Source organism: Euhalothece natronophila Z-M001 (genome assembly GCF_007904085.1).
GTDB lineage: Bacteria > Cyanobacteriota > Cyanobacteriia > Cyanobacteriales > Rubidibacteraceae > Halothece > Halothece natronophila.
Genome location: NZ_CP042326.1, coordinates 2,219,473 through 2,243,610, shown reverse-complemented (window position 1 = coordinate 2,243,610; position 24,138 = coordinate 2,219,473). Strand labels below are relative to the sequence as shown.

The 24,138-nt window shown below is 42.1% G+C and carries 26 protein-coding genes, 1 tRNA gene and 3 pseudogenes; 20 read left to right on the top strand and 10 right to left on the bottom strand.

The features are described from left to right. Nucleotides 1-10 precede the first annotated feature (10 nt). A complete protein-coding gene (locus FRE64_RS10920) occupies nucleotides 11-1,246 on the top strand; it encodes a tRNA nucleotidyltransferase/poly(A) polymerase family protein (RefSeq protein WP_146296154.1) in 1,236 nt (411 codons plus the stop codon). Here FRE64_RS10920 and FRE64_RS10915 read toward each other — a convergent pair. Both FRE64_RS10915 and FRE64_RS10910 read right to left on the bottom strand, forming a co-directional pair. Continuing rightward, nucleotides 1,247-1,320 (bottom strand) — tRNA-Pro (locus FRE64_RS10915). Nucleotides 1,321-1,479: 159 nt separating this feature from the next. Continuing rightward, a complete protein-coding gene (locus tag FRE64_RS10910) occupies nucleotides 1,480-1,572 on the bottom strand; it encodes a hypothetical protein (protein WP_246140431.1) in 93 nt (30 codons plus the stop codon). A gap of 773 nt (nucleotides 1,573-2,345) precedes the next feature. Here FRE64_RS10910 and ltrA point away from each other — a divergent pair. The 6 genes and pseudogenes from ltrA to FRE64_RS10885 form a co-directional block, all read left to right on the top strand. Next, entirely contained in the window at nucleotides 2,346-4,013 is a 1,668-nt protein-coding gene (gene ltrA / locus FRE64_RS10905; protein ID WP_146296151.1) for a group II intron reverse transcriptase/maturase, read from the top strand. Nucleotides 4,014-4,084: 71 nt separating this feature from the next. Continuing rightward, a pseudogene (locus tag FRE64_RS17890) lies at nucleotides 4,085-4,393 on the top strand (RNA-guided endonuclease InsQ/TnpB family protein); the annotation flags it as partial. Between the two features lie 92 nt (nucleotides 4,394-4,485). Continuing rightward, a pseudogene (locus tag FRE64_RS18450) lies at nucleotides 4,486-4,600 on the top strand (IS4 family transposase); the annotation flags it as partial. Next, nucleotides 4,589-4,855 (top strand): hypothetical protein, encoded by a 267-nt coding sequence (locus FRE64_RS10895; RefSeq protein WP_146296149.1) that lies wholly within the window; start codon nucleotides 4,589-4,591, stop codon nucleotides 4,853-4,855. The pseudogene FRE64_RS18450 and the gene FRE64_RS10895, both read left to right, overlap by 12 nt. Nucleotides 4,856-4,912: 57 nt before the next feature. Then, on the top strand, nucleotides 4,913-5,653 hold the full coding sequence (locus FRE64_RS10890; protein ID WP_246140290.1) for an IS4 family transposase: 741 nt from the start codon (nucleotides 4,913-4,915) through the stop codon (nucleotides 5,651-5,653). Then, nucleotides 5,654-6,004, top strand: a pseudogene (locus tag FRE64_RS10885) (IS1634 family transposase); the annotation flags it as partial. It abuts the gene before it with no gap. A 402-nt stretch (nucleotides 6,005-6,406) separates the two neighbouring features. Here FRE64_RS10885 and FRE64_RS10880 read toward each other — a convergent pair. Continuing rightward, nucleotides 6,407-10,012 (bottom strand): hydantoinase B/oxoprolinase family protein, encoded by a 3,606-nt coding sequence (locus FRE64_RS10880; RefSeq protein WP_146296143.1) that lies wholly within the window; start codon nucleotides 10,010-10,012, stop codon nucleotides 6,407-6,409. Between the two features lie 102 nt (nucleotides 10,013-10,114). On the opposite strand from FRE64_RS10880, the gene FRE64_RS10875 reads away from it, so the two are divergent. From FRE64_RS10875 to FRE64_RS17880, 3 genes are read left to right on the top strand one after another with little or no spacing between them, the layout of a single operon-like run. Further along, nucleotides 10,115-10,447 (top strand): DUF433 domain-containing protein, encoded by a 333-nt coding sequence (locus FRE64_RS10875; RefSeq protein ID WP_146296141.1) that lies wholly within the window; start codon nucleotides 10,115-10,117, stop codon nucleotides 10,445-10,447. Between the two features lie 6 nt (nucleotides 10,448-10,453). Then, nucleotides 10,454-10,603, top strand: coding sequence for a DUF5615 family PIN-like protein (locus FRE64_RS17885; RefSeq protein ID WP_246140289.1), 150 nt, complete (start codon nucleotides 10,454-10,456; stop codon nucleotides 10,601-10,603). A 33-nt stretch (nucleotides 10,604-10,636) separates the two neighbouring features. Next, nucleotides 10,637-10,807 carry a hypothetical protein gene (locus FRE64_RS17880; protein WP_246140288.1) on the top strand — a complete coding sequence of 57 codons (171 nt, stop codon included), beginning with the start codon at nucleotides 10,637-10,639 and terminating at the stop codon, nucleotides 10,805-10,807. A 344-nt stretch (nucleotides 10,808-11,151) separates the two neighbouring features. Here the strand turns inward: FRE64_RS17880 and FRE64_RS17495 are convergent, their stop codons facing one another. Further along, on the bottom strand, nucleotides 11,152-11,292 hold the full coding sequence (locus tag FRE64_RS17495) for a hypothetical protein (RefSeq protein ID WP_186708784.1): 141 nt from the start codon (nucleotides 11,290-11,292) through the stop codon (nucleotides 11,152-11,154). Nucleotides 11,293-11,409: 117 nt separating this feature from the next. On the opposite strand from FRE64_RS17495, the gene FRE64_RS10865 reads away from it, so the two are divergent. From FRE64_RS10865 to FRE64_RS10850, 5 genes are all read left to right on the top strand, one after another. Next, nucleotides 11,410-11,919, top strand: coding sequence for a hypothetical protein (locus tag FRE64_RS10865; RefSeq protein ID WP_146296139.1), 510 nt, complete (start codon nucleotides 11,410-11,412; stop codon nucleotides 11,917-11,919). Between the two features lie 151 nt (nucleotides 11,920-12,070). Next, the gene (locus tag FRE64_RS18100) at nucleotides 12,071-12,196 is read left to right on the top strand and encodes a hypothetical protein (protein WP_281286869.1); all 126 of its coding nucleotides are present in this window, start codon (nucleotides 12,071-12,073) and stop codon (nucleotides 12,194-12,196) included. Beyond that, a complete protein-coding gene (locus FRE64_RS10860; protein WP_146296137.1) occupies nucleotides 12,193-12,399 on the top strand; it encodes a type II toxin-antitoxin system HicB family antitoxin in 207 nt (68 codons plus the stop codon). The genes FRE64_RS18100 and FRE64_RS10860 overlap by 4 nt, the downstream gene beginning before the upstream one ends. Beyond that, a complete protein-coding gene (locus FRE64_RS10855) occupies nucleotides 12,400-12,624 on the top strand; it encodes a type II toxin-antitoxin system HicA family toxin (protein WP_015230431.1) in 225 nt (74 codons plus the stop codon). A 211-nt stretch (nucleotides 12,625-12,835) separates the two neighbouring features. Further along, entirely contained in the window at nucleotides 12,836-13,081 is a 246-nt protein-coding gene (locus FRE64_RS10850; protein WP_146296135.1) for a DUF1902 domain-containing protein, read from the top strand. Between the two features lie 96 nt (nucleotides 13,082-13,177). Here FRE64_RS10850 and FRE64_RS10845 read toward each other — a convergent pair whose 3' ends face one another. Together FRE64_RS10845 and FRE64_RS10840 are read right to left on the bottom strand one after the other, a co-directional pair. Continuing rightward, a complete protein-coding gene (locus tag FRE64_RS10845; protein ID WP_246140287.1) occupies nucleotides 13,178-13,513 on the bottom strand; it encodes a DUF5615 family PIN-like protein in 336 nt (111 codons plus the stop codon). A gap of 8 nt (nucleotides 13,514-13,521) precedes the next feature. Beyond that, nucleotides 13,522-13,803, bottom strand: a complete 282-nt coding sequence (locus FRE64_RS10840) for a DUF433 domain-containing protein (RefSeq protein ID WP_146296131.1) — start codon at nucleotides 13,801-13,803, stop codon at nucleotides 13,522-13,524. A 249-nt stretch (nucleotides 13,804-14,052) separates the two neighbouring features. Here FRE64_RS10840 and FRE64_RS10835 point away from each other — a divergent pair, with 249 nt between their 5' ends. Beyond that, nucleotides 14,053-14,238 (top strand): hypothetical protein, encoded by a 186-nt coding sequence (locus FRE64_RS10835; RefSeq protein WP_146296129.1) that lies wholly within the window; start codon nucleotides 14,053-14,055, stop codon nucleotides 14,236-14,238. Between the two features lie 51 nt (nucleotides 14,239-14,289). Next, on the top strand, nucleotides 14,290-14,616 hold the full coding sequence (locus FRE64_RS10830; protein ID WP_146296127.1) for an IS1/IS1595 family N-terminal zinc-binding domain-containing protein: 327 nt from the start codon (nucleotides 14,290-14,292) through the stop codon (nucleotides 14,614-14,616). Here FRE64_RS10830 and FRE64_RS10825 read toward each other — a convergent pair whose 3' ends face one another. The 4 genes from FRE64_RS10825 to larC form a co-directional block, all read right to left on the bottom strand. Beyond that, nucleotides 14,617-15,738, bottom strand: coding sequence for an aminotransferase class V-fold PLP-dependent enzyme (locus FRE64_RS10825; RefSeq protein ID WP_146296125.1), 1,122 nt, complete (start codon nucleotides 15,736-15,738; stop codon nucleotides 14,617-14,619). 9 nt (nucleotides 15,739-15,747) lie between these two features. Continuing rightward, nucleotides 15,748-17,787: an alpha-amylase family glycosyl hydrolase gene (locus FRE64_RS10820; RefSeq protein WP_146296124.1), complete on the bottom strand. Its 2,040-nt coding sequence runs from the start codon at nucleotides 17,785-17,787 to the stop codon at nucleotides 15,748-15,750. 14 nt (nucleotides 17,788-17,801) lie between these two features. After that, a complete protein-coding gene (locus FRE64_RS10815; protein WP_146296122.1) occupies nucleotides 17,802-19,046 on the bottom strand; it encodes a hypothetical protein in 1,245 nt (414 codons plus the stop codon). A gap of 177 nt (nucleotides 19,047-19,223) precedes the next feature. After that, nucleotides 19,224-20,420: a nickel pincer cofactor biosynthesis protein LarC gene (gene larC / locus FRE64_RS10810; RefSeq protein ID WP_146296120.1), complete on the bottom strand. Its 1,197-nt coding sequence runs from the start codon at nucleotides 20,418-20,420 to the stop codon at nucleotides 19,224-19,226. Between larC and FRE64_RS10805 the strand changes: the two genes are divergently transcribed. The 3 genes from FRE64_RS10805 to ribBA all read left to right on the top strand — a co-directional run bounded on the left by FRE64_RS10805 (nucleotide 20,419) and on the right by ribBA (nucleotide 23,986). Next, on the top strand, nucleotides 20,419-21,063 hold the full coding sequence (locus FRE64_RS10805) for an L-threonylcarbamoyladenylate synthase (protein ID WP_146296118.1): 645 nt from the start codon (nucleotides 20,419-20,421) through the stop codon (nucleotides 21,061-21,063). The genes larC and FRE64_RS10805 overlap by 2 nt on opposite strands. Before the next feature lie 373 nt (nucleotides 21,064-21,436). Continuing rightward, nucleotides 21,437-22,210 (top strand): SDR family NAD(P)-dependent oxidoreductase, encoded by a 774-nt coding sequence (locus FRE64_RS10800; protein WP_186708782.1) that lies wholly within the window; start codon nucleotides 21,437-21,439, stop codon nucleotides 22,208-22,210. Between the two features lie 102 nt (nucleotides 22,211-22,312). Then, a complete protein-coding gene (gene ribBA, locus FRE64_RS10795; protein WP_186708780.1) occupies nucleotides 22,313-23,986 on the top strand; it encodes a bifunctional 3,4-dihydroxy-2-butanone-4-phosphate synthase/GTP cyclohydrolase II in 1,674 nt (557 codons plus the stop codon). Nucleotides 23,987-24,138 lie beyond the last annotated feature (152 nt).

Sequence of the window (24,138 nt, the reverse complement as noted above, 5' to 3'; positions counted from 1 at the left end):
GCAAAAAATAATGACGAATCAATTATCTATTCCTGAATTACCTTTTCCCAAAGCGTGGCTACCGCAAGAGGCTTATTTAGTGGGAGGAACTGTTCGAGATATCCTCTTACAACGACAACGTTACCCGTTTGACTTAGATTTAGTGGTGGGTGATCACGCGATCGCGCTAGCCAGAAACATTGCTAATCACTGTAAGGCTGGATTTGTTGCTTTAGACACTCAACGGGATATCGCGCGAATTGTTTTTAAGGAAGGGACAGTTGATATTGCCAAAATTGAAGGAGAAACTTTAGAAGAAGATTTAAAACGGCGAGATTTCACCATTAACGCGATCGCGCAATCCCTTCATGATCAGACGCTCATTGATCCCTTGAAAGGAAAACAGGATTTAGAAGCTAAACTCATTAAAATGGTGTCTCCCCATAACCTGAAAGCTGATCCCCTGCGCTTACTCCGAGCCTACCGACAAGGGGCGCAACTTAACTTTACGATTGATGATACCACTCGGGAGACGATTCGTCATCTTGCCCCTTTTATAGTGGAAGTGGCGGCGGAGAGAGTGCAAACGGAACTTTCTTATCTATTTGTCACAGTATCAGGAGGAATCTATTTACAACAAGCCTGGGAAGATGGGATTCTTTCTCTGTGGTTTCCCTCTCTCAACCAAGAAAAAGTCCAGCAAGCCCAATCCGTTGATACCATTGCTAAAACCTTAGCTCAACACTGGTCACAACTTGCCGTAGAATGGCAGAAAAATGTTGGCGGTGAATCCGATCCCTTTTTATCTCTAGCCAAGTTAACCTGTCTTGTTTCCACTTCTCCTGAAGCCGCAGAGGAAGAACTGACAACACTGAAGTATTCTCGCGCTGAAATTCGGACAGTGACTGCGACATTAAGTGTTTTACCTAGTTTGTTAGATCAGCAAGTAGAGACAATGAGTCTGCGCGATCAATATTTCTTCTTTCAAAAAGCGGTTACTGTGTTTCCCTGTGTTATTTTAGCGGCTGTTGCGAAAGGCTTAAAACTAGAGTCAGCAGAATTCTTAATTGAACGATATTTAAATCCTAATGACCCTGTTGCCTATCCTGAGCCAATTGTAACGGGAAAAGACCTGCTGCGATCGCTGTCTCTTTCTCCCTCTCCCAAAGTGGGAGAACTGCTAACAGAACTCCAAATTGCCTATATTGAAGGGAAAATTCATTCCAAAGCAGAAGCTATTGAACTAGGTAGGGAATTTTTAACATAATCGGGATGGCAGGATTTGAACCTACGACATCCTGCTCCCAAAGCAGGCGCGCTACCAAGCTGCGCTACATCCCGTTTAGCAATTACTTATCGTAACATATTAAGTTCAAAATGGAAAGTTTGATTGGTTATTCGTTATTCGTTATCTGGATGTGACGATTCATCCCCCATTAACCTAACGGTATAATGGGGGATGAATCGTCACCAAACAAATAGAACTCCGATCGGACATCCTTAGACAGAAAACTTCAAAGAACGGATAAACTCTCTAAGAATGTCCGTCTTGGTTCTACCTGTCTTTTGAGCATACTTTTGTAAAATTCTCATTTCCGATTCTTCGATTCTAAGATTGAGTTGAGTCTTAGCCATGTTGTAAATAAATATGCTATACTTACATCAGTATAACCTAGTTAACTATGCTTGTCTCATATCAGTTCAAATTGAAACCAAAACTCTCTCAAGTAGCTGTAATGGAGCAGTGGCTGCGCGACCTGAACTGGTCGGTTGAATCGGTGTAACCCTTACACTACAGGGATTTCCGCCCCTGTCCTTCGTGGAAAGCTCTCCTCATCTGGAGAATGGCGACGCTCCCAGTAAATAATGAACGGAGTGGAATGCACGCCCCAAACGTAACGGTTGCTGGTAGAGATTGACTGGTTTCCGTGCTAGAAGGAGAATTGGAACGATGAACATGGTCTAAGTTGGCGACTAAACTGCGTTATCTCCAAAACAGCCAAATTATCCCTGACAGGCTGTCACCAAAAGGTAAGAAAGTGGTTTATACAGTAGCCATTTATATAAACGGGGAAACATAATCTTTCCGCAGAACAGTCAACCATCCCAACCAGTTCGTATGTTCAATCGACGCAACAGGGTAAGCCCTACTGGGTCTTTAAGAAGGTCGATTCTTGAAGTAGAGGGGAGGTAACGAACCTACAACTCCTAGGAGGGTAAAAGATGAGGCAAAAAGCGAATGCCAGATTGTAATGAGTTGGATAGGGGTTGAAACATTACCGCTGACCGAAAGGAACAGCAGACTTGCCTTGGGTCTTATACGAAAGTAAAGTTTACAAGGGTGACGTAACCCAAGGAGAAGTTAGATGTCATCTATAACGTTGACAAATGGACTAAGGGGAGAGATTTCAGACTGGGGTCAAATTAACTGGCTTAAGGTCAAGAAGTCTGTCAGAAACTTACGTATGCGAATCTTTCGTGCTAGAAGCCTTGGTCAGTGGAAGAAGTTACGCCGACTTCAGAAGCTGTTGTTACGAAGCCGAGCCAATCTGCTTTTATCAGTGCGACAAATCACTCAAGTGAATCAAGGAAAGCGAACCGCAGGAGTAGATAAAGAGGTACTAAACACCCCAGACGAGCGAGTGAAACTTGTGAACAGTTGGGAGATGCCCAAAGCTGACCCAACACGGCGAGTTTACATACCCAAATCAAACGGGAAGAAACGTCCCCTCGGAATCCCTACCGTGCGGGATAGAGTCGCACAAGCAATGGTTAAGAATATACTAGAACCCGAATGGGAAGCCGTGTTTGAGGCTAATTCTTACGGGTTCAGATGCGGTCGTAGTTGTCACGATGCGATTGATATGTGTTTCAAAACATTAGGAACATCAAGAGCAGGTGGACACCTCTGGGTTCTAGACGCTGATATTAAGGGCTTTTTCGACAACATTGCCCATGAATCCATCCTGACAGCAATTGAGTCTGTACCACGTGGAGATTTAATTGAAGGATGGTTAAAAGCTGGTTATCTCGATAAGGGTATACTAAATCCTACCGAGACGGGTACTCCACAAGGTGGGGTAATTAGCCCTCTGTTAGCTAACATTGGGTTACACGGGCTTGAGGACTTCATCAAGTCAATCAATCCTAAGCTCGGAGTTATTCGTTATGCGGATGATTTCGTGGTCACCTCTAAGGATAAGGAAAGCCTAGAACATATATTAGACCAGATAAAGCAATGGATGTTAGAACGAGGTCTGGAAATCAGTGCGGAGAAGACGAGAATCGTCTCAATGGAAGAAGGTTTTGACTTTCTTGGGTTCAACTTACGTCACTACGGTGGCAAATTACTGATTAAGCCCCAGAAAAAGAAGGTTCTTGCCTTCTGTAGAAAGATTGGGGAAACCTTAAACAAGATGAAAGCCTGTACTCAGGAAGAAGTCATTAAAGTCCTAAATCCACTTCTTCGAGGTTTTGCTAATTACTACAGAGGAGTAGTGAGCAAAGGAACCTTTAGCTATATCTCACATCGAGTATGGCAGTACCTCTGGAAATGGTGTTGTCGGCGACACCCAAGTAAATCTAAAAAGTGGGTAAAAGATAAATATTTCGGGTCATACAAAAGGAATCATTGGACTTTCATGTGTAAAGGGACTGGTCGTGGAGGTAAGGAAAAACTCTCTATTCTCTATGACATCAGTAGTACACCCATAGTAAGGCACGTAAAAGTCAAAGGGACAGCAAGCCCTGATGACCCTTCACTTCGAGACTATTGGCACAAACGAAGCCTCAAGATAGGAAAAACAAAATGGGCGAAAGGCTCTAAGTATGAGCAAGTAGCCAGGATGCAAGAGCATAAGTGTCCTGTCTGTGGTGATAGCCTCTATAACGGAGAAGAAATCGAAACCCACCACATAGTATCTGTGAAAGAAGGTGGCTCAGACGACCCTGAGAATTTAGTCCACTTGCACAAAGCGTGCCATAAGCAGGTACACAACACAAAATCCAAGACGAAGGCTGGAAGTAAGGCTTGAGCCGTATGATGGGAAACTGTCACGTGCGGTTCTTAGGGGAGGGGAGAGAGGCGACTCTCGAACCTTACCCGCTGAATCTGCTTCGCGCTCATTACAATTTTTGTTTGAGAGACAGAATTGAAAGTTACGAACAAGTTAGATCACCTAAACTAGGCAACTATTGTGATTCAACGACTCAAGGTGAGTGCTGTCCTTTAACTTGTTCTGTTTCTAAAAATTCCCACTTAGGATCTCCCTACAAAGCTAACGGAAAGAAACGAAACGCTTACGAACAACAATCCTCTGAGTTAAGTCCCCTTAAGAAAGCTCGTCCTTGGTATCGTGAAATCCATTCTACAGTTTTACAACAAAACTTGAAAAGATTAGAGGTAGCTTTCAAGCTCAGTACAGGACAAAAAATGAGAATAGGGGTTGTCAACTGAGACAGAAAAGGGGTTTCATGGAAAATTAAAGCACTTAACCAAGAACCCCTATGAAACAGGTTAACTTACTTCGTCAGACATTAAAACCCTTATTAGGCTGCGCGCCGAGCCAGACTTAACTTCTTAGCTTTATTCCTGATTTCCTTGTTAAGAGTGAAAACGATTATAGTCGTTCCAATTCAGTTCCGTAGTGCAGCCATCTTGGCTGCTACTAGGGAGCAAGATGCTCCCACTACTTTTAGGTTGCTGTTTTTTATTTGGAATCACTATAACTTAGCCGAACTAGCAACTGGATTTCGTCATACCGCCCAGCCCAGTTCCAACTACAAACGCCTGCAGAGATTTTTCAAAAACTATAAATTAGACTATTGTCTGCTTGCTAAAGCCATCGTCACCTTAATGGAATTCCCGCAACCGTAGGTTCTAAGTCTAGACCGTACTAACTGGTCATTTGGGCAAGTTCACTTTAATATCTTGATGTTAACAGTGGTTCATCAAGGAGTGGGTTATCCTCTGATGTGGACCTTTCTCGACAAAAAAGGAAACTCCAAGACCGATGAACGGATGAATTTACTCAATCGCTTTGAGAGAGAATTTCCAGAGGTGGAAATAGCTTATCTTTGTGGAGACAGAGAGTTTATTGGGAAACCGTGGCTGACTTACCTTCTCCTCACTCCGATGATTCCTTTTCGTCTTCGCATCAGGGAAACCGATTTAATTGGGGATGGTGGAAAACAACTCTCGGCTAAGACGGTTTTCGCTCATCTTCGACCTGGCCAAAAGGAAATCCTGAACTCTCGGCGTTGGGTGTGGGGAAGATTGGTTTATGTGTCGGCGTTAAGGCTTGAAGATGGAGAACTATTGATTCTGATTTCCCCTGATTCTGCTGAGGCTGCTATTTCCGATTATGCTAACCGTTGGGGAATCGAAACTCTCTTTGGCATGTTTAAGACCCGAGGGTTTTGCCTCGAATCTACTCATTTTACTGACTCAGAGCGATTAAGTAAGCTGTTAGCTCTCATGGCTTTGGCTATGTGCTGGGCAATTAAAGTGGGAGAGTGGTTACATTCTCATACTCCTCTTAAAGTTAAAAAACATGGACGAAGAGAAAAAAGTCTTTTTCGCTATGGTCTTGATTATCTCCGTTCGGTTGTTAATGATTTAGATATCAAACATCGTCAGTTTCTTGAGTGTTTACAATTTTTGTCCTGTACTTAGCAGTCAACGGAAAGGGGATTTAGGTTCTTAAAAGACCCCATGTTTTTAGCAGACAGCATTTTCATTAAATCTCCTGAATGAATTCAGGCGATGGTCTTAATTCTGGGCTTGTGTCTGCTCATTTATAATTTGGGACAAAGAGAACTGCGCTCGGCTTTAGTTAGACGAGGGGAAATGGTTAAAAATCAATTAGGGAAAGAAACCAATTCTCCTACTTTACGTTGGATTTTTCAACAATTTCAAGCGGTTCACTTGTTGAAATTTAGAGGAGAAAACGAAGTTTCTAATCTCACCGAAGAGAGATTCAATTTACGACAATTGTTTCCCAAACCTTGCCAACAATATTATTGATTAGTGTAAGGGAAGTTTCCCCGAAGGAGTGAAAATCAAAGCTTAAGTCAGTTAAGAGCTACTGTAATTTCAGGCTTAGGAGTTCTCAATTATTCTTGGTTAATGAGAACAAGAAAAATTCAGCCTGATTCTCCCCCTAAGTTTGATGCTAAAATCAATCAATTCCCCTTGATACGGTCGCCAAACGGACAAGGTGACAGTTGAGGGTGCGGAATGTGGGATCTAACCTTTAACCTCATGAAAACGGGGGTTTCAGCACTTTTTCCACTTTCGACCTTAATTCCCTAACTTGAGAGGATTGGAAACGACTTAGCGATTTTAGAAAAGTAACTCCTAAACTCTCGCTAGCCGAGACTAAGTAAGTGCAAATGATAATCTTTGCATACTCAGCATAATAAAAACCTATATGCTATAACCCCCACCGCCAGGAGTTTCAATAATAAACACATCTCCTGTATCCATTTCCACCGTCGCGGTACTATCTAACTCCTCAACCGTTCCATCATTTCTTTCTACTGCATTCCGTCCCATTTTCCCTGACTCACCACCTGCTAACGCAAACGGCGCAAACTTACGACGACTAGATAAAATTCCTGCTGTCATTGCTTCTAGGAATTTAATGCGACGAATCACCCCATTTCCCCCAGAATAACGACCCTTTCCGCCACTATTCTCGCGAATGCTAAACTCTTCAACTAATACGGGAAATCGCCATTCTAACACTTCTGGGTCAGTTAAACGGGAGTTCGTCATGTGAGTATGCACCGCATCAGCGCCCTTAAATCCATTACCAGCCCCAACACCACCGCAAATTGTTTCATAATACTGATAGCGATCATTCCCAAAAGTAAAGTTATTCATGGTTCCTTGTGAGGCTGCCATTACTTCTAATGCCCCGTAAAGGGTATCCACAATTAACTGTGATGTTTCCACATTACCAGCAACCACCGCAGCAGGAGGAGTGGGGTTCAATAAACAACCTTGCGGAATAATAATATCTAAGGGCTTCAAACAGCCAGCATTAAGAGGGATATTGTCATCTACTAGCGTCCGAAACACATAGAGAACTGCAGCTTTACAAATCGCAGATGGGGCATTGAAATTACTTTCTTGTTGAGGAGAGGTTCCTGTAAAATCAACTGTAGCGCGGTTCAGAGTTTGATTAATACTAATCTGTACTTGAATGTCTCCTCCTGTATCTAAAGGCGTGCGATAACTCCCCTCCTGTAAACTTGCAATCACTTGTTTGACTGCCGTTTCTGCATTATTTTGAATATACTGCATATAGGCTTGTACAGTTTTTAAGTCAAACTGTTCCACCATCTTCAGTAACTCTTGAACTCCTTTCTCATTCGCGGCAATTTGGGCTTGTAAGTCAGCTATATTCTGTTTCGGGTTGCGTACAGGATAATGAGTGCTGGTTAATTGGTCTAATAATGCTTTCTCTCGAAATTGTCCATTTTCCACTAATAAAAAGTTATCCAGTAACACGCCTTCCTCTTCAATGTGGGTACTATGAGGCGGCATCGAACCAGGAGTAATACCACCGATATCAGCATGATGTCCTCTCGATGCCACATAAAACTGCGGAGACATTTCATCATTGAGGAAAACAGGCGTAATAACCGTAACATCGGGAAGATGAGTTCCGCCGTTATAGGGGTTATTCAACACATACACATCTCCAGGCTTTAAATTTCCCTGTTGTGCTGTTATTAAACTCTCTACACTAGCACTCATGGATCCTAAATGAACAGGAATATGAGGTGCATTTGCCACTAAATCCCCATTTTGGTCGAAAATAGCACAAGAGAAGTCTAAACGTTCTTTGATATTCACGGAATAGCTAGTATTCTGCAAGGTTGTTCCCATCTGTTCAGCAATGGAACGGAACAAGTTATTAAAAATTTCGAGTAAAACAGGGTCTGGTTTTTCTGTCGTAGTGGGTTGTAACTGAACACCATCAGCTTCCACTTGTTTAGATAATATTAGATGACCCTCATCATTGATGGTTGCTTCCCAACCTAGTTCAATAATATTGGTTCCTGTAGATTCAATGATAATTGCAGGACTAGAAATAATATCTTGTGGTTGTAAGTCTTCTCTTTGATAGACAGGAGTATCACGCCATTGATTACCAAGATAAACGGACACAGTCGTGATTGGTTGTGGTGGAGTTTCTTGTTGACGGGAAATGGTTTTTTCAGCGAGAGTTTCTGTTTGATAAATCAATTCTACAGAAATGGCATCTACTACTAAGGGTTTCCCTTCCATCACAAACCCGTAACGCTGTTGATGAAGGGTTTGAAATTCTTGTTCCATTGCTTCGTTACTGCCATAATTAACTAGCAAAGGTGAGTCTGTCCCTTCATATTTGAGATGAACTTTTTGCTGTATGGTTGTTCTTTCTGGTGAAGAAGAATTGGCTTGTTGGGATAACTCTTTTTGCGCTTCTGCAATTAAAGGAAAGAAAATAGACTCTAAATCAAGATTAGAATTGAGTCTGGCTTCGACAGTTTGTTCTCGTAAGATGCGAATATCTGCTAACCCAATGCCATAAGCTGATAGAACTCCTGCATAAGGATGAATTAAGACTCGTTTCATCCCCAAGGCATCTGCTAGTAAACAAGCGTGTTGTCCTCCTGCACCGCCAAAACAGCAAAGGGTGTATTGGGAAACATCATAGCCTTTTTCTAGGGAGATTTTTTTAATGGCATTTGCCATCTTTTCCACTGCAATGGCTAGGAAACCCGAGGCAACCGCTTCTGGAGGACGATTATCTCCAATTTTTGCAGTTAATTCCTGAAATTTAGTTTCTACTGCTTCCACATTCAGGGGTTCATCCTGATTTTTCCCGAAGACATGGGGGAAGAATTGCGGTTGTAGTTTCCCCACTTTGACATTACAATCAGTAACCGTTAGAGGCCCTCCATTACCATAAGCAGTGGGTCCGGGATACGCACCTGCTGAGTCGGGTCCCACGCGGTATCGTTCCCCATCAAATTCAACAATTGATCCGCCTCCAGCCGCAACAGTATGAATTGCCATCATGGGCGTTTTCAGGCGTACTCCTGCAATTTCTGTTTCCAGGTTGCGTTCATATTCTCCCGCATAATGGGCGACATCGGTGGAAGTTCCTCCCATGTCAAAGCTGATAATTTTGTCATATCCTGCAATTTGACTGGTTTTGACTGCACCAACAATGCCTCCTGCTGGCCCTGATAAAATACTATCTTTGCCTTGAAAGTGGTTAGCATCGACTAATCCCCCGTTAGACTGCATAAACAGGAGTTGGGTAGGACTATTTTCTGTTAGGTTTAATTGTTGGGCAACTTGTTCGACATAACGATGCAAAATAGGGGAGAGATAAGCATCAACGACGGTGGTATCTCCACGGCTAACCAGTTTCATTAGGGGGGCAACTTCATGGGAAACGGAGATTTGACTGAAGTGAAGCTGTCTTGCTATGTCGGCAATTTGCTTTTCGTGGCATGAATAACGATAGCCGTGCATTAATACAATGGCACAACTTCTAATTCCTTGATCATAAGCAGTTTTTAGGTCTTGTTTGATTTGTTCAACATTAAGAGGGGTGACAATTTCGCCATTCGCATTAATTCTTTCTTCAACTTCAATGACCTGTTCATAGATCATTTCTGGGAGGATTATTTCACGGGCAAAGATGTCAGGACGATTTTGGTAGCCAATGCGGAGTGCGTCGCGAAAGCCTTTGGTAATGAGAAGGACAACTCGTTCTCCTTTGTGTTCTAAAAGGGCATTTGTAGCGACGGTGGTTCCCATTTTAATGGCTTGAATCTGATGAGTGGGAATGGGTTGATCAGGGTTTAAGTTAAGGATGTCTCGGATGCCTTGAATGGCTGCATCTTGGTAATGATCAGGGTTTTCGGAGAGGAGTTTATGGGTAAAAATTTGACTGTCATCCCGTTTGGCGACGATATCAGTAAATGTGCCGCCGCGATCGATCCAAAATTGCCACTGTTGCGCCATTGCTTTTCCTCTACATTCGTCCTTTTTGGTATTTTAGCGAGAACCGCGATCTGGAAAGTTCTTTGCTAAGATATGAAAAAAAACTTTGGGAATTAATTGCAGATGACTCTGACGATTACAGCAGAACTGACACCGATCGAGCAAGATAGTCATGGAGTCGTGCGGGTTGCTAAAACTCGTATCACTTTAGATACGGTTATCACGGCTTTTCTAGAAGGATGCACCGCAGAAGAAATAGCACAACAATATCCCTCTCTACAACTCTCAGACATCTACTTGGTCATCGGCTACTATCTGAGACATACGGAAGAAGTCAATACCTATCTTGCCCAACGTCAACGTGAGGCGACTCAGAGTCAGCAGGAAGCGGAAAAACGGTTTAATCCCATTGGAGTGCGCGATCGCTTACTGGCAAGGCGTAATCAATCTCAGTAGTTTTAGATGATTCGCTTCTTGGCAGATGAGAATTTAAATAACCAGATCGTGCGGGGAATTCTGCGTCAAAACCCAGAAATTGATTTGGTACGGGTTCAAGATGTGGGATTATCGGGAGTAGATGATCCAACAGTATTGGCATGGGCTGCTGAATAAGGGCGAGTTGTTCTCACCAATGATGTTGCGACAATGATTACTTTTGCTTATAATCGCGTTGAAGCTGGATTATTAATGCCAGGATTATTTGAGGTGAGTCGTCGTGTACCGATCAGGTTAGCCATTGAAGAAATTATCCTCCTTGCTGAGTGTAGTTTTGAGGGAGAGTGGGAAGGACAAGTCAGGTTTCTCCCCCTAAGATAGGATTAAGTGCTTGCCCAAGGATTAGACAGTACACCTAATGAACTGCTTGGAGGCTAATTATGTTACATGATGAAATTGTAGAAGAAATTCATAAAATTCGTGAAGAATACTCTCGGTCATTCAATCAATCATGAGTTAAAAGCCATCGTTGCTGACTTGCAAAAGCAACAGAGTAAGAGAGAAGTTGTCAATTTATCTTCAAAGGATAGTCTAACCAAATGTTGAACTGATGAAACTTGAAACTTTAAAAAACGACTCAACAAAAACCAACCGATGACAACGATGAAAACGATTAATTGATGAATCCCGGATAAATGATTGATAATAGCTAGTTTTCTGTTTTATTAAGAGTAATGCTTCAAACGAATGACATCACGGACTTGTTCAAGGAGTTTTTTAGGGGGTTTGTCCATCGGGCGATATTCAGAATCTTTCTGGATAATATGAGAATAGAGCATAGCATCACGAGAAATTATAACTGTCACCCAAAAATATACGGAAAATTTCTGTTTTTTGCCCTACAGGAATTGACTATCCAGAAAATGTTGGTACAATAAATAGCTGCGCAGTCGTTGTGATGGGACAACGAATGGATCTTATACGTGATTGATCGAGGAATTGGGGTTGCCGGCATTGGGTTGGCGCTGATATTCGGTGCCACCCAATATTTTGAAGTGTCGTTGCCAGCGTGGATTTCGCCCACTGGTGTTGGACTCGGCATTTTCATGCTTGGCGCTTCTGTTGGCTTGGTCTGGTCTGGACGTAGCCGCGGAACCGAGAAAGCCGCACCCGCAGAACGGGCATTGTTGCGACTCCATATATTCGCTGACAATCATGTTCCCGAACGACTTGCTGATGAGAACATTTTTCGCTGGTATTACCTCAGCCACATTCTCGTGATGGAACGGTCTGACGGAGCACAGAAGGCTGTTGAACTTCCAACTATCTTTGTAACCTTCGAACCGGAAGTCCGGATTACTACTCTCAAGGTCCGCTCACCCGATATGAGGCTTCCAAGGCACGAAGTGAAGGAGTTCAACCAGAAGTTCGCCATCATAGTCTTTTCGGAGAGACCTCCGGAGGGGACTCTTGAGATACGGGTTGAGAAATAGAACTGACAGGCCCAACCAGTTGCTGCACCCGACGCTCGTTCCTCGCGCGGGTGAGCTTCTGCGTTAGATGTATAGGTTTTTATCTCAAACTCAATAAGGTGTTTCAAGGCAGAGGTGTAACCTAATCAATGTTTAACTCAATTCTGTTCTTATGAGAGTGCGATCAGTGGGGAGGAAGCGCGATCGCGCTCTTGAATCACAATTAGCTAAAATGATCAAGAAATACAAAAACTATAGTCTTCAAGCAGTCACAAACTTACTTACCGAAGAAATATGAAATTTAATGTCACCCTCGATCAAGATGAAGATGGAATCTGGATTGTTGAATGTCCGAGTATTCCAGGCTGTATCAGTCAGGGTCAAACTAAAGAAGAAGCCCTAGAGAATATTAAAGACGCGATCGCTGCTTGTTTGCAAGTTCGTGCTGAACGTGGTTTCCCCCTAACCATAGAGACTCAGCAAGTGGAGGTAATTGCTTAAATGGCATCTGCCCTTCCCGTACTTAGTGGGCGTGAGGTGGTTCGAGTGTTTCAGTCTTTTGGGTGGGAAGTAGTACGCCAAAGCGGAAGTCACATCATTTTAGTTAAGGAAGGAGAATTAGCCACACTTTCCGTTCCTGATCATCGTGAAGTTGCAAAAGGAACACTACGTAGTTTGATTCGGACGTCAGGGCTAACTGTCAGCGAATTTGTTTCTGAAATTTGATGATTGATGAGGGCGCGATTAGGCTAAACAATTGTCGTCGGTTGAAGATACTTTACTCTTCTGACTAGGGTTCAAGGAGATGGATTCCAAAGAAGAAAACACTTAGTATTGAGCAAGATTTGATGATCGCGCTTTAGTTCAATTCTATGTACCTTAGAGAGCGCGATCTTTAGATTTGATATCCTAAAAGGTAGTCTAATGAGCGAAAAATATGAGCCAATTAAAATACGAAGTTAGTGCGTTTTGGGACAAAGAAGCTCAAGTCTGGGTAGCAGAGAGTAAAAGCGTTCCAAGTTTAGCAACAGAAGCTAAAACGTTAGAAGCATTAACACAAAAGCTAAGAACTCTAGTTCCTGAATTATTGCAGTTGAACCGTATTACAGAAGACACCTCAGTCAGGGAAATTGAAATTGAAATAACGAGCCACCGACAAGAAACCATTCAAATTGCGATATAAATGCCAAAAGCCTTTTAGCTTTACAATTATTTTTTAGCCCAATTGCTCTTCCTATCAATTTTACAGCATTTGAGAACGCGATCGCGTTATTCTCCACTAGATGTATCGGACTTGATTTTCCATTTCCTGAGAAGTAACTTGATTGAGAATAACCAGTAATCGTTTTGCAATCTCTTGTGGTGAACGGCGAACTGCAAAAATCACCCCAAAGTGCATCTCACCTGCATTGAAATAACTTTGCACAAGCTCTTCAAAATCAGTGCGATTATGAGTAACTAGCGTTCTTCCTTGAGTGATGGCATAAGCTAATTGTTCGGCATCAGTCGCTTGAAGTTGTCCTGCATCCCGTGCAGTAATGACATCAAAGCCTCTTGCTTGAAGCAAATCCGCTACTAAAACGTGAACATCTTCATCTAAGTATAAACTAATCAAAAAATTGCTCACCAATCTCTCACTAACGGATCAATTAGTTCATCTGAAATACAGTTACGCTCAATGTATTGATTGATTTCTTCTTGATGATCACAATAGTAAGTTAATGCTCCAAAAACTTGTCCTAAACTTAAATGAGGCATACCTTTGGGAATTTCCTCTGGCGCTACCCCCATGCGCCAAGTTTCAATGATTGCTCTTACTGGTGTACGAGTTCCTTTGATAATTGGTTCTCCGTGCAAAATTTCATCATCTCGAACCACATAAAGATATTCTGTTGCTTGAACCATAACTTTCTCTTACTGTACCTTACTCATCTTAAATTCTATTCTCATTAGTAACTGTTGAGCAACTGAATCCTCAAATAACCTGAAATCACTACCTCAACCATATCACTTCCAAGATGATCGCTGTTTCCCTCAATTCTATGTGCCTCTGAGAGCGCGATTGGGCTCCGCCCATGCTTCGCAACCGGGTAGGGGAAAGCGCGATCGCGCTACAACTATGCTATTGTTGAGCTAAAAGCTAGCTGAGAATCTATGACTGCTTTAGCCCAAGAAATTATTAAAAACTTTGATCAGTTGCCTGATACAGAGCAACAGAAAGTTGCGCTAGAGATATTAAAGCGTCTTGTTAAATCAGACTTTCCTCCCTTAGAAGAGGAAGATCTAGTCTTAAGTGCTGAGGAAGTCTTTTTAAGTCTAGAGCAACAAGTGGTAGTGTGAATAGTAATGATAAAATATTTAACCAACTAAAAAAAGTTGGGAAATTTAGTAATGAATTGCCCTAAATGTCACTCTTCTCGATTTGTTAAGAATGGACACACTCATTACGGAAAACAGCGTTTTCGCTGTCAAGTTTGTGGTCGGCAGTTTGTTCCTAATCCCTCTCGCCAACTGATTTCTCAAGAAACTCGCGATTTGATTGATCAATTGTTAAAAGAACGCTTATCGTTAGCAGCGATTGCGCGGGTAGCAGAGGTTTGGGAACGTTGGCTACAAGACTATGTCAACCAAAAATATTATCTGACTCCTAAAACTGATCATTACTATGCAGGACTACCCATTTTACACCCTGATGATAATCAAACATTTGTGGCTTAATTATTTAAGCGTCTCAATAGTTTTCACTAACTCCTCAATTTCTTCTAAAGTTGTAAAATAATGAACACAAGCGCGAATGCAGTCAGGATCGGCTAAAGTTCGCAAGAGAAAGCCAGCCTTTTCTAATTCAGTGACAAATTGCTTATGAGGCTTATTTTCTAGCTGAAACGAGACTAATCCTGCTTCTGGGGGGGAAGTGCGTAAACAGTGGACACCTTCTATAGAACAAAGGCGTTCCCATAAAATTTTACTCAGTTCGCAGATTTTTTCATACCGTTGTTGGGGTGTTCCCCATTGATTATGTTGCGCGATCGCGCTTTCTAAGCCCATATACTGCGGATAAGCAGATGTCGCTACCTCAAATTTTTCTCCCCCCTGTTTATAACTCATAGGCTTTCCGTGAGAATCTAAATTTAAACCACGCCAGCCAATAAAGGTGGGACGTAATGTGGGGAAACTCTGAGGGGATACATATAACCCTCCTACTCCAGCCGGACCACATAACCATTTATGTCCCGTAAAGGCATAAAAATCAACCTTGGTTTCAGGTAAATTTAAGGGTAATGATCCCACTGACTGCGCCGCATCTACCAATACCTGCACCCCCTGTTGATGACAAGCATAAGTAATCTCTTTGAGGGGTAAAACTTGTCCCGTATTCCACAGCAAATGAGATAACACCACAAGGCGAGTATTGGCTTGTAAATAGCTTTCAATAACCGCCACTGGATCTCCCTCATTGAGAGTTTCCATAATCGGGCAAATAGAAGAAGAAACCCCAAACCGATCGCAGATTTCTTTAATAGAAGCAATTACCCCAGGATGTTCACAATCAGTCAGGAGGATATGTTCTCCCTCTTGCCAATCTAAGCCCCATAACGCAATATTACAGCCGACAGTAACATTTTCAGTAAGAGTAATGGTTTCTGGCGTTGCGCCCACCTCAGACGCGATCGCGCGCCGTGTTTTTGCCGTTTCTTCATCTAGCCAAGCATTGACTCGTTGTGAAAAGGGGCCCAGTTGCTGAACTTTTTGATACCCTTCAATAATGGTATTTAATGTTTCTTGAGAGAGGGGGCCTTGTCCCCCAAAATTAAAATAGCCTTTCTGTTGCCAATCCATAATTTACAGTTAATTTAAAACAAACACTTGAGATTCTTCAGGTTGTAAGCTGACGGTTAAGGTGCCACCTTCTAAAGATATTTCCTCTCCAGTATCAATTAGTTTCCCTGTTTTCAGGTCATCTTCTAAAGGAATAGAAAACTCTCCCCCTGCTGTAGAATAAGCATAGAGAACACGTGGACGATTATCTCTTAAGCCTTCTTCTGAGGCTTCTCGTAACATAAAGATATCTTCTTTCTTACTTGCGCCTTCAGGAAAGAGATAACGGGTGGTGCCATAGCGTAAGACAGGATAATCTTGTCGCAAATGCGCCATGCGTTTAGTCGTTTGATAAATATCTTCTTTCCATCCTTCACGCCCTGGCCAAATCATCATGGGACGATTAAAGGGATCACCTCCCACGCCAAATAATCCTTTATGTTCTGGGTGGTAAGGAATCCCTAATGCTGTTTCTGCGCCATACATAATTAGAGGCACACCTCGCGCAGTAAATTGAAACTCAATGAGGCTTTTATAGGCTTCGTCAGACACATCAGGATAATAGCTTTTTAAGCGAGGCTTATCATGATTTTCCACAAACGTTACCCAACCCTTCGCTTCGTCATCGGGAATCGCATCGAGAGATGCAGTGGGAATTTCTAAAGTTTCAGCAGGATTAAAAACCCAGTGTAAGAACCGCTCAAGGGCATTATAGTTATAATAAGTTCCTTTACGTCCGAGAGTGGTTTCTCGCAAGATATAGGTGCGTCCATCCCAGCCGCGATCGCACGAAAAAAACCGCCGTGCTGCTTCACTCAAATTAAAATCATAATGAGTGATATGGTTTGTCGCCTCTAAAAAATCAATACTTGCTTCAGCGCGATATCCCCCACCAAAGTATTCGCCTAATAACACAGCATCAGGATTAATCGAAAGAACATAATCTTCAAACTCCTGCCAAAATCGCTCATTAATATGCTTCACTGCATCTAAACGAAAACCAGCAATGGGATAATTTTCCTCATTAAAGGTTAACCAAAACTTAGCTGCCTCTAATAAATACCGTTTCACTGGGGGCGCATCTTGATTTAAATCTGGCATTCCGCCACTAATTTGCCCTTCTTCAATCAGTTCCTTAGAAGCCGTATCAAAATCCCAAATAATTTTCGGTTCATGGAACCAACCTTGCGGATCCCGTTCTCCTGTTTTGGGATCCCAATGCACCGCCACTCGTTCCCCATGACGATACACATCACCATTATCTGCAAACCAAGACTCTCCAAACAGAAAGCCACCAGCCCCTAAATTGGGGGGTTCTGTAGAAGTGTGCCCTGGCGCAGTTTGATTCATAGTTAAATCTAAAATTACCCCAATACCACGTTTTCCTGCTTCATTGAGTAATTCTCGAAATACTCGATAACGATCGCGCCCTTCATCATCAGGAGAGCGAAAATGCTCATCAATTTCAAACCAATCCTTAGTCCAATAGCCGTGATAGGGGGTGGAAAGATGGCGATAAAAATCATCTTCCACCGTTTCATCTTTCTCCCGATAGAGATAAGTCTTAATATCAGGATGATAAAACAAGCCATTAGAATTGTCCTGAATAGGGGAAAGCATCAGTTTAGTTACCCCTAAATTTTCGAGATAATCTAACCGTTGAATCACCCCTTCTAGATCGCCTCCCCAATACATTCCCATATAGCGATGGCTCGGATCATAAGTATGCCGAAGCAGGAGTTTATTCATTTCGTTATAACCCTGCTTTTGGGGATTGGAGGAATTTCCTTCAAAAGCAAACTCAGGAACATTATTTCTCGGATCGGCATCATAAAAGCGATCCACCACAATATAGTAAAGAACATCATTTTCTAAATTCCCGATACTATTGTGATGTTGTCGCTCAGTGACTGTTTGCGATTGCTCTCTAGAAGCCAATTCATCAGCGATCGCGTCACTAGGAAGCAGTGATAAAACCAGCCAAAAAACAATCGCAACCGTAAATAAAACCAGTAATGAAACTGAAACTCCGAGAATAGAGATAAAAACTCCTCTTCGGCAACTTTGCATAACTTATAACTTTCCTAACGCTTCGTATCTGTTTCGATAGTTTGGAGTGAGGAAGACCCCTCATCTAGAGCAATATTATCGAATTGTGCTTCTGGGATATAGACGCTCTGCCAAAATTCTGGAAAGCGAGAAATTACCACTTCCGAATTAGGGAGATTAATAGAATCAGACATGGCAGGCTTAATTTGGGCAACTTGCACTTCATCAATTTTTCCCATTTGATTAAACCATAAATCGCTCACATTTCCCCCAACATTAAACATGACATCAGAAAAACTGGGAGCTATTAAAACCACAGCAAAAACGCCACCCACAGTGGTTAATACCCATTTTCGACCAATTCCATATTGACCTAAGAAAACTTGTAACTGCCACAAATAGGCATACTTAACATTTTGCCAACCTGATTTAATCTGTTCAGTTAATTCATAAAATTTTAAGAATAGTCCACGTTTTTGTTGAGAAGAGCCATTGAGTAAACGGGCTTGCTGTCGCTTCCAACCAGAAAATCGTTCTTCTAAAGCAGAAATGCCTGAATCAATTAATTCTCCAATGTTATAACCAATCACGTAGCCATAAGTATTAACCAAGTAAAAGGTTAACATCTGGAAAAAAGCAAATTGCACCACTGGTGCTAGGTTCATTTCCCCAGACTGAAAAAAGAAAATTCCCACATTATAAAGCGACCAACTTAAAACTAAGCCCCCATAATCCACAAAAGGCTTTAGAAACACTTGTCGCATTGGTACGTGCTCATTAGTGGTATTCAAGTCTTCATGAAGATATTTCGAGAGTAGCTTTTTCCACCAGGGACGAGGATCAGGAGTTTCTTGAGAGGCAGAGTTAGCACTAAAGGGGTTTAATTGCCCATCCACTAACATTCGCCGTCCAATGAGAAAATAGACAAAGTATTGAGCAAGGGTATAGGGAAGCAACCCTGACCAAGTAAAGGCTCTTTCCCACGGCCCTAAGCCAGTGACAATTAAAAAGAATCCTAAGTCACATCCCACCTTCCAAGAAAGGAAGCCCACGGTTTGGTCAAAAATTTTCGGTAAATCAGCGCGAAATTGCTCAAAAAACTCATTTTTAGGAAGAATTTGATCAATTTTAGCAACAATGGCTTCTCGCAATACCAATTTCTTTAAAAATAAATCCCGTAACACCATATAACTGGTTAAAGGAACGAGAATTTGGAATAACTTACTAGCTCCATAACGGATTCCCATGGGGTCAATGGAGAGACTAGGTAAATCAATCATAAACTATTGTGAATTAGGTAATTATTTGAGAACAATTAGAATTTGTAAACATTTATTATCTTACCAGCGTTCTGGAGAAATCGTGAAATCCCATAATAGGGTGACGGGATTAAGAAATAATGAAGTGAGTCTTTAGGCAGATTCTTTATTACCTGTTGTTTGTGATTTGTTGTTGGCTCACTGGTAAGATTTATTATTCAACGAAAAGGCTATAGGAATTATCATTTCTTGTATCTCTCGTAAGGGGATTTCTTCTCGTTGAGCAATTGTGACACAGTCTTCGTATTCAGGTTGTATATTAATAACTTTATCTTCCAAAAATGCAACTTTCACTCGTATAACTCCTAAAGGCGTTTGAATGTTCTGCATTTCCCGTTGAAGAGCCCTACGCTGTTGAAATTGGCGACGAATCCCTAAGGTAGTTGTTTCTCGAAATAAAACGGTTTCACAAGCTGAAATTTGATCTAAAGGGCAAATCACCGTCACTAAGGTTCCTAAGCGGGACTTTTTCATATTAATTGGCTGCGTAAACACATCTAACGCTCCAGCGCTAAAGAGTAATTCTTGGCAGTAAGCTAAAACTTGTGGCGAAAGATCATCAATTTGAGTTTCTAATACCGCAACTGTTTCTAAATCTTCGTTGGCTTCAGTTTCTCCTATCCAAAGACGTAAAATATTAGGGAGAGGTAAGCTCGCATTTCCCGCTCCAAGTCCCACCTGTTTCACTGTCATCCTTGGAAATGCCCCAAAGCTATTGGCAAGAGTAACCATTAAAGCCGCTCCTGTGGGGGTGACTAATTCTTTATTAATGCCATTACTATAAATAGGAATATTTCGTGATTGCCACAAATTTACCACTGCTGGAACCGGAACCGGTAACTCTCCATGAGTCGCCTTGACTGTTCCTCCACCACTGGGTAACGCTGAACAAGAAATTGTTTCTACTCCTAGCCAGTTTAAGCCCAAACAAGTGCCCACAATATCAATAATGGCATCGGTTGCTCCTACTTCATGAAAATGGACTTCCTGAGGAGAAACCCCATGCACGGCGGCTTCAGCTTTTGCTAGTTGTTGAAATACCTCTAAACTCCATGTTTTTACTTGCGAGGGTAGGATGGCTTTTTCAATTAGAGTTTCAAGATCCTGAAGATGTCGAGAGGGAGGGGTAATTTCAGGGAGATTAACGTTAACTTTGGTCGCAACTTGTCCATTATGGGTAAAAGGTTGAGAAGATAATTGGTATTGCTCAGGAAGTCCTAATTGTTGAAGCTCAGATATGAGATAATCCAAAGGGACACCAGCGTCCACTAAAGCCCCTAAACACATATCTCCAGCAATTCCTGTTGGACAGTCGAAATATACAACCTTTGTCATGGCTACTGTTTATTCTATTCATCCTGAAAACCCTCAAGAGCGCATTTTAGAGACGGTTGCTCAAGAGTTGCAAAATGGGGCGATTATGCTATATCCCACAGATACAGTTTACGCGATCGGCTGTGACTTGAGTGTAAAATCAGCAGTGGAAAGGGTGCGTTCCCTCAAACGGCTAAGTAATGAAAAGCCTTTAACCTTCTTATGTTCTTCTCTTTCAAATATTGCTGATTATGCCCTTGTTAACGATAATGCTTATCGGTTGATGAAGCGGTTAATTCCAGGAACTTATACATTCTTGTTACCAGCAACAAAAGCTGTTCCTCGTTTAGTGATGAATCCGAAACGGAAAACAACAGGTATCCGTGTTCCCGATAATCCCCTTTGTCAGTCTCTCTTAAAGACGCTGGGTAATCCGATTATTTCCACTTCTGCTTATTTTGGTGATAATAATGGACAATTATCCACTTTTGACTATGAAAAGGCTCGTTTATTTGATTCTTTAGATAAGTTGGTGGATATTATTCTCGATGATGGATATCCCAATTTACAAACTGAGGTGTCAACTATTATTGACCTCACAGGAAAAGAACCCGAAATTATCCGAGAAGGGCTAGGAATCCAAGAAGCGGAAAGTTGGCTTTAACTATCCGTTCTCAGAAGTCTCCCGACAGAATCTTTTATTTGTCGGTGAGATGAATGAGAACAGTCGTGCTATCATGGAAAAAGTTTCAGATGGGGAACTTTTTTCGGCGAAAACCAAGCCAAGATATAAAAGAATTTTTGATTCTCTTCCATCCAATTATCTATAAAGCTCGGGAGCCGGACTGTTCGCCTATCGCCTTGGTGTAAGACTTCTCTTTTCCTACGATTAGAAAAGCAACCGATTGGGTAGGAAGCTCCCGTTAGAATCTTCGATTTAACGGGAGTAGCTCACTCATGATTCTCTCTTGGGGGCTACATAGAATTGTAAGCTTGTTAAGATAAACTTAAATAAAGTTTACAAAAAATCCTTGATTATGAAAACAGCTCTGATCACAGGGGCTTCATCAGGTATTGGAACTGCCTTTGCCCAAGAATTAGCCAGCCGTAACTATAATCTTGTCTTAGTTGCTCGCTCGCAAGCAAAATTAGAAACACTAGCTAAGCAACTGCAAGAGAGTCATGCTATTAATACAGAGATAATCGTTCAAGACTTAACGGCTAATAACGCCGCACAAACGGTTTTTGATACCGTTAATCATCAGGGAATCCACATTGATTTACTGATCAATAATGCTGGGTTTGGCGATTATGGCGTATTTGCGGACAGTTCTCTAGAGAAACAACTAGAGATGATTCAATTAAATATTACTGCGCTTGTGGCATTAACTCATCTCTTTCTTAGCCCGATGCGAGAACAGGGAAATGGTGGGATTATTAATATTTCTTCCATTGCTGGCTTTCAACCAATTCCCTATATGTCTGTATATGGCGCGACTAAAGCCTTTGTTCTTAACTTTAGTGAAGCCCTGTGGGCAGAAAATCAAGAGGCTGGAATTACGGTTACTTGTGTCTCTCCTGGCCCAACGGAAACTGCCTTTTTTGAACGGGCTGGCTTTTCTAGTAATAGCTCTGGATCATCAGCGACCCCAGAAGAGGTGGCTAAAGAAGGGCTCAAAGCCTTTGAAGAAAAACAAACGAATGTGGTTACAGGAGGGTTAGGGAATCACGTAATTACCAATATTCCGCGCTTTTTACCCAGAGAAGCCTTAGTTAAGTTGGTAGCAAAGCAATTTCGCCCGACACAATAAAGATAATTAACCTTTCCATAGCGATCGCGCTGCTAAACAGGATACAATCAGAACTGAGAACTGTTAAAAAAGTTTACATCAAACAGCGTTTAACCCTTGATAGTGGATTCGCAAACAACCTATCCCATTAAATTTGACCCCATAGAAGAAGCACTGGAAGCCTTCCGTTCCGGTCGCCCAATAATCGTCGTAGATGACGAAAATCGCGAAAATGAGGGGGATTTAATCTGTGCCGCTCAATTTGCAACGCCGGCAATGATTAATTTTATGGCAGTGGAAGCGCGAGGGCTAATTTGTTTAGCTATGACCGGAGAGCGTCTTGATGTGCTTGAGTTGCCCTTAATGGTGAGGAATAACACTGATAGTAACCAAACTGCCTTCACAGTTAGCATTGACGCTGCTAAGCATTTAGGCACAACTACAGGTATTTCTGCCGAAGATCGCGCTCGCACGATTCAAATTGCCATTAACCCCACCTCTTCCCCAGAAGATTTAACCCGCCCTGGTCATGTTTTCCCCATCCGTGCTAAGGAAGGAGGGGTGTTAAAACGCGCCGGACACACTGAAGCGGCTGTAGATCTTTGTCGCTTATCAGCATTAACCCCAGCAGGAGTAATTTGTGAAATTCAAAACCCTGATGGGACAATGGCACGTTTACCAGAGTTAGGGGAATATGCCAAACGGCATAACCTGAAATTAATCAGTATTGCTGATTTAATTAGTTACCGTTTACAGCACGATCGCTTTGTGTATAGAGAAACTATTTGTAAGTTACCCACCCAGTTTGGGGATTTTCAAATTTACGCTTATCGTAATCAGCTAGATGACACTGAACATATTGCAATTGTTAAGGGGGATCCCGATACCTTTACCGAGGAACCCGTTATGGTGCGAATGCACTCAGAATGCTTAACTGGGGATGCCTTGGGGTCAATGCGTTGTGACTGTCGGATGCAACTACAAGCTGCCCTAAAAATGATTGAAAATGCCGGGCGAGGGGTTGTCGTCTATTTACGTCAAGAAGGACGTGGCATTGGTTTAGTGAATAAATTAAAAGCCTATTCTCTCCAAGATATGGGCTTGGATACGGTAGAGGCTAATGAAAAGTTAGGCTTCCCTGCTGATCTCCGCGACTATGGTATGGGCGCGCAAATGCTCAATGATTTGGGTGTTAAACAGATTCGCCTCATTACCAATAACCCACGGAAAATTGCAGGCTTAAAAGGCTATGGGTTAGAAGTAGTAGAGCGCGTTCCACTGTTAATTGAAGCCACTGACCATAACTCGGTTTATTTGGCAACCAAAGCCAAAAAACTGGGTCATATGCTGTTACAAACTTATTTAGCCAGTGTTGCTATTGATTGGCGAGATAATTTGCCCTCAGTCACAGATCGCTATCGTCGTTTAGAACGGTTAAGAGAGTTAGCTAATGATTATCATCTTTTAGTACAAGAGGAAGCCCGTCCTGTCGCGATCGCGCTTTTTGGAACCCCTGATCTAACAGTCCATTTTGGCTTTGACCAAGCTAATGTTGCGAAGCCAGATTGGTACACTCACCCCAATCACCCCTACGTCATTGCCCTCAGTAAAATTTTAGATGATATTATCAGTTGGGAAGAAGTCAAACGGTTAGAATTTTTAGTGTCTCCTGGGGATGATCCCATGACTGGATTACAAGTTAAACTCAATCGAGAACCCCATCCCAATGGAAAAAATCCTTCTTCTGTTTGTAACCACTTGACACCGCAGACGATTTATAGCTTTGTCAACGATTGACGCTCTCCCACTGCAATGGCTAACAAATATAGTCGTTCCAATTCAGTTCCGTAGTGCAGCCATCTTGGCTGCTACTAGGGAGCAGGTGCTCCCACTACTTTTAAGTTGCTGTTTTTAATTTGGAATCACTATATTCAATTCCCTTGTAGAGA

Bases quoted from the DNA above. Each gene is read 5' to 3' on its own strand.
- FRE64_RS17885 (WP_246140289.1), top strand. From the start codon at position 10,454: ATGATTCGCTTCTTGGCAGATGAGAATTTAAATAACCAGATCGTGCGG.
- FRE64_RS10855 (WP_015230431.1), top strand. From the start codon at position 12,400: ATGGCATCTGCCCTTCCCGTACTTAGTGGGCGTGAGGTGGTTCGAGTG.
- ltrA (WP_146296151.1), top strand. From the start codon at position 2,346: ATGTCATCTATAACGTTGACAAATGGACTAAGGGGAGAGATTTCAGAC.
- FRE64_RS10800 (WP_186708782.1), top strand. From the start codon at position 21,437: ATGAAAACAGCTCTGATCACAGGGGCTTCATCAGGTATTGGAACTGCC.
- FRE64_RS18100 (WP_281286869.1), top strand. From the start codon at position 12,071: ATGAGAGTGCGATCAGTGGGGAGGAAGCGCGATCGCGCTCTTGAATCA.
- FRE64_RS10835 (WP_146296129.1), top strand. From the start codon at position 14,053: ATGACTGCTTTAGCCCAAGAAATTATTAAAAACTTTGATCAGTTGCCT.
- FRE64_RS10850 (WP_146296135.1), top strand. From the start codon at position 12,836: ATGAGCCAATTAAAATACGAAGTTAGTGCGTTTTGGGACAAAGAAGCT.
- FRE64_RS10860 (WP_146296137.1), top strand. From the start codon at position 12,193: ATGAAATTTAATGTCACCCTCGATCAAGATGAAGATGGAATCTGGATT.
- FRE64_RS10825 (WP_146296125.1), bottom strand. From the start codon at position 15,738: ATGGATTGGCAACAGAAAGGCTATTTTAATTTTGGGGGACAAGGCCCC.
- FRE64_RS10840 (WP_146296131.1), bottom strand. From the start codon at position 13,803: ATGGTTCAAGCAACAGAATATCTTTATGTGGTTCGAGATGATGAAATT.
- FRE64_RS10805 (WP_146296118.1), top strand. From the start codon at position 20,419: ATGGCTACTGTTTATTCTATTCATCCTGAAAACCCTCAAGAGCGCATT.
- FRE64_RS10910 (WP_246140431.1), bottom strand. From the start codon at position 1,572: ATGAGAATTTTACAAAAGTATGCTCAAAAGACAGGTAGAACCAAGACG.
- FRE64_RS10875 (WP_146296141.1), top strand. From the start codon at position 10,115: ATGACTCTGACGATTACAGCAGAACTGACACCGATCGAGCAAGATAGT.
- FRE64_RS10815 (WP_146296122.1), bottom strand. From the start codon at position 19,046: ATGATTGATTTACCTAGTCTCTCCATTGACCCCATGGGAATCCGTTAT.
- FRE64_RS10890 (WP_246140290.1), top strand. From the start codon at position 4,913: ATGTTAACAGTGGTTCATCAAGGAGTGGGTTATCCTCTGATGTGGACC.
- FRE64_RS10920 (WP_146296154.1), top strand. From the start codon at position 11: ATGACGAATCAATTATCTATTCCTGAATTACCTTTTCCCAAAGCGTGG.
- FRE64_RS10880 (WP_146296143.1), bottom strand. From the start codon at position 10,012: ATGGCGCAACAGTGGCAATTTTGGATCGATCGCGGCGGCACATTTACT.
- FRE64_RS10820 (WP_146296124.1), bottom strand. From the start codon at position 17,787: ATGCAAAGTTGCCGAAGAGGAGTTTTTATCTCTATTCTCGGAGTTTCA.
- FRE64_RS10830 (WP_146296127.1), top strand. From the start codon at position 14,290: ATGAATTGCCCTAAATGTCACTCTTCTCGATTTGTTAAGAATGGACAC.
- FRE64_RS17880 (WP_246140288.1), top strand. From the start codon at position 10,637: ATGATTACTTTTGCTTATAATCGCGTTGAAGCTGGATTATTAATGCCA.
- larC (WP_146296120.1), bottom strand. From the start codon at position 20,420: ATGACAAAGGTTGTATATTTCGACTGTCCAACAGGAATTGCTGGAGAT.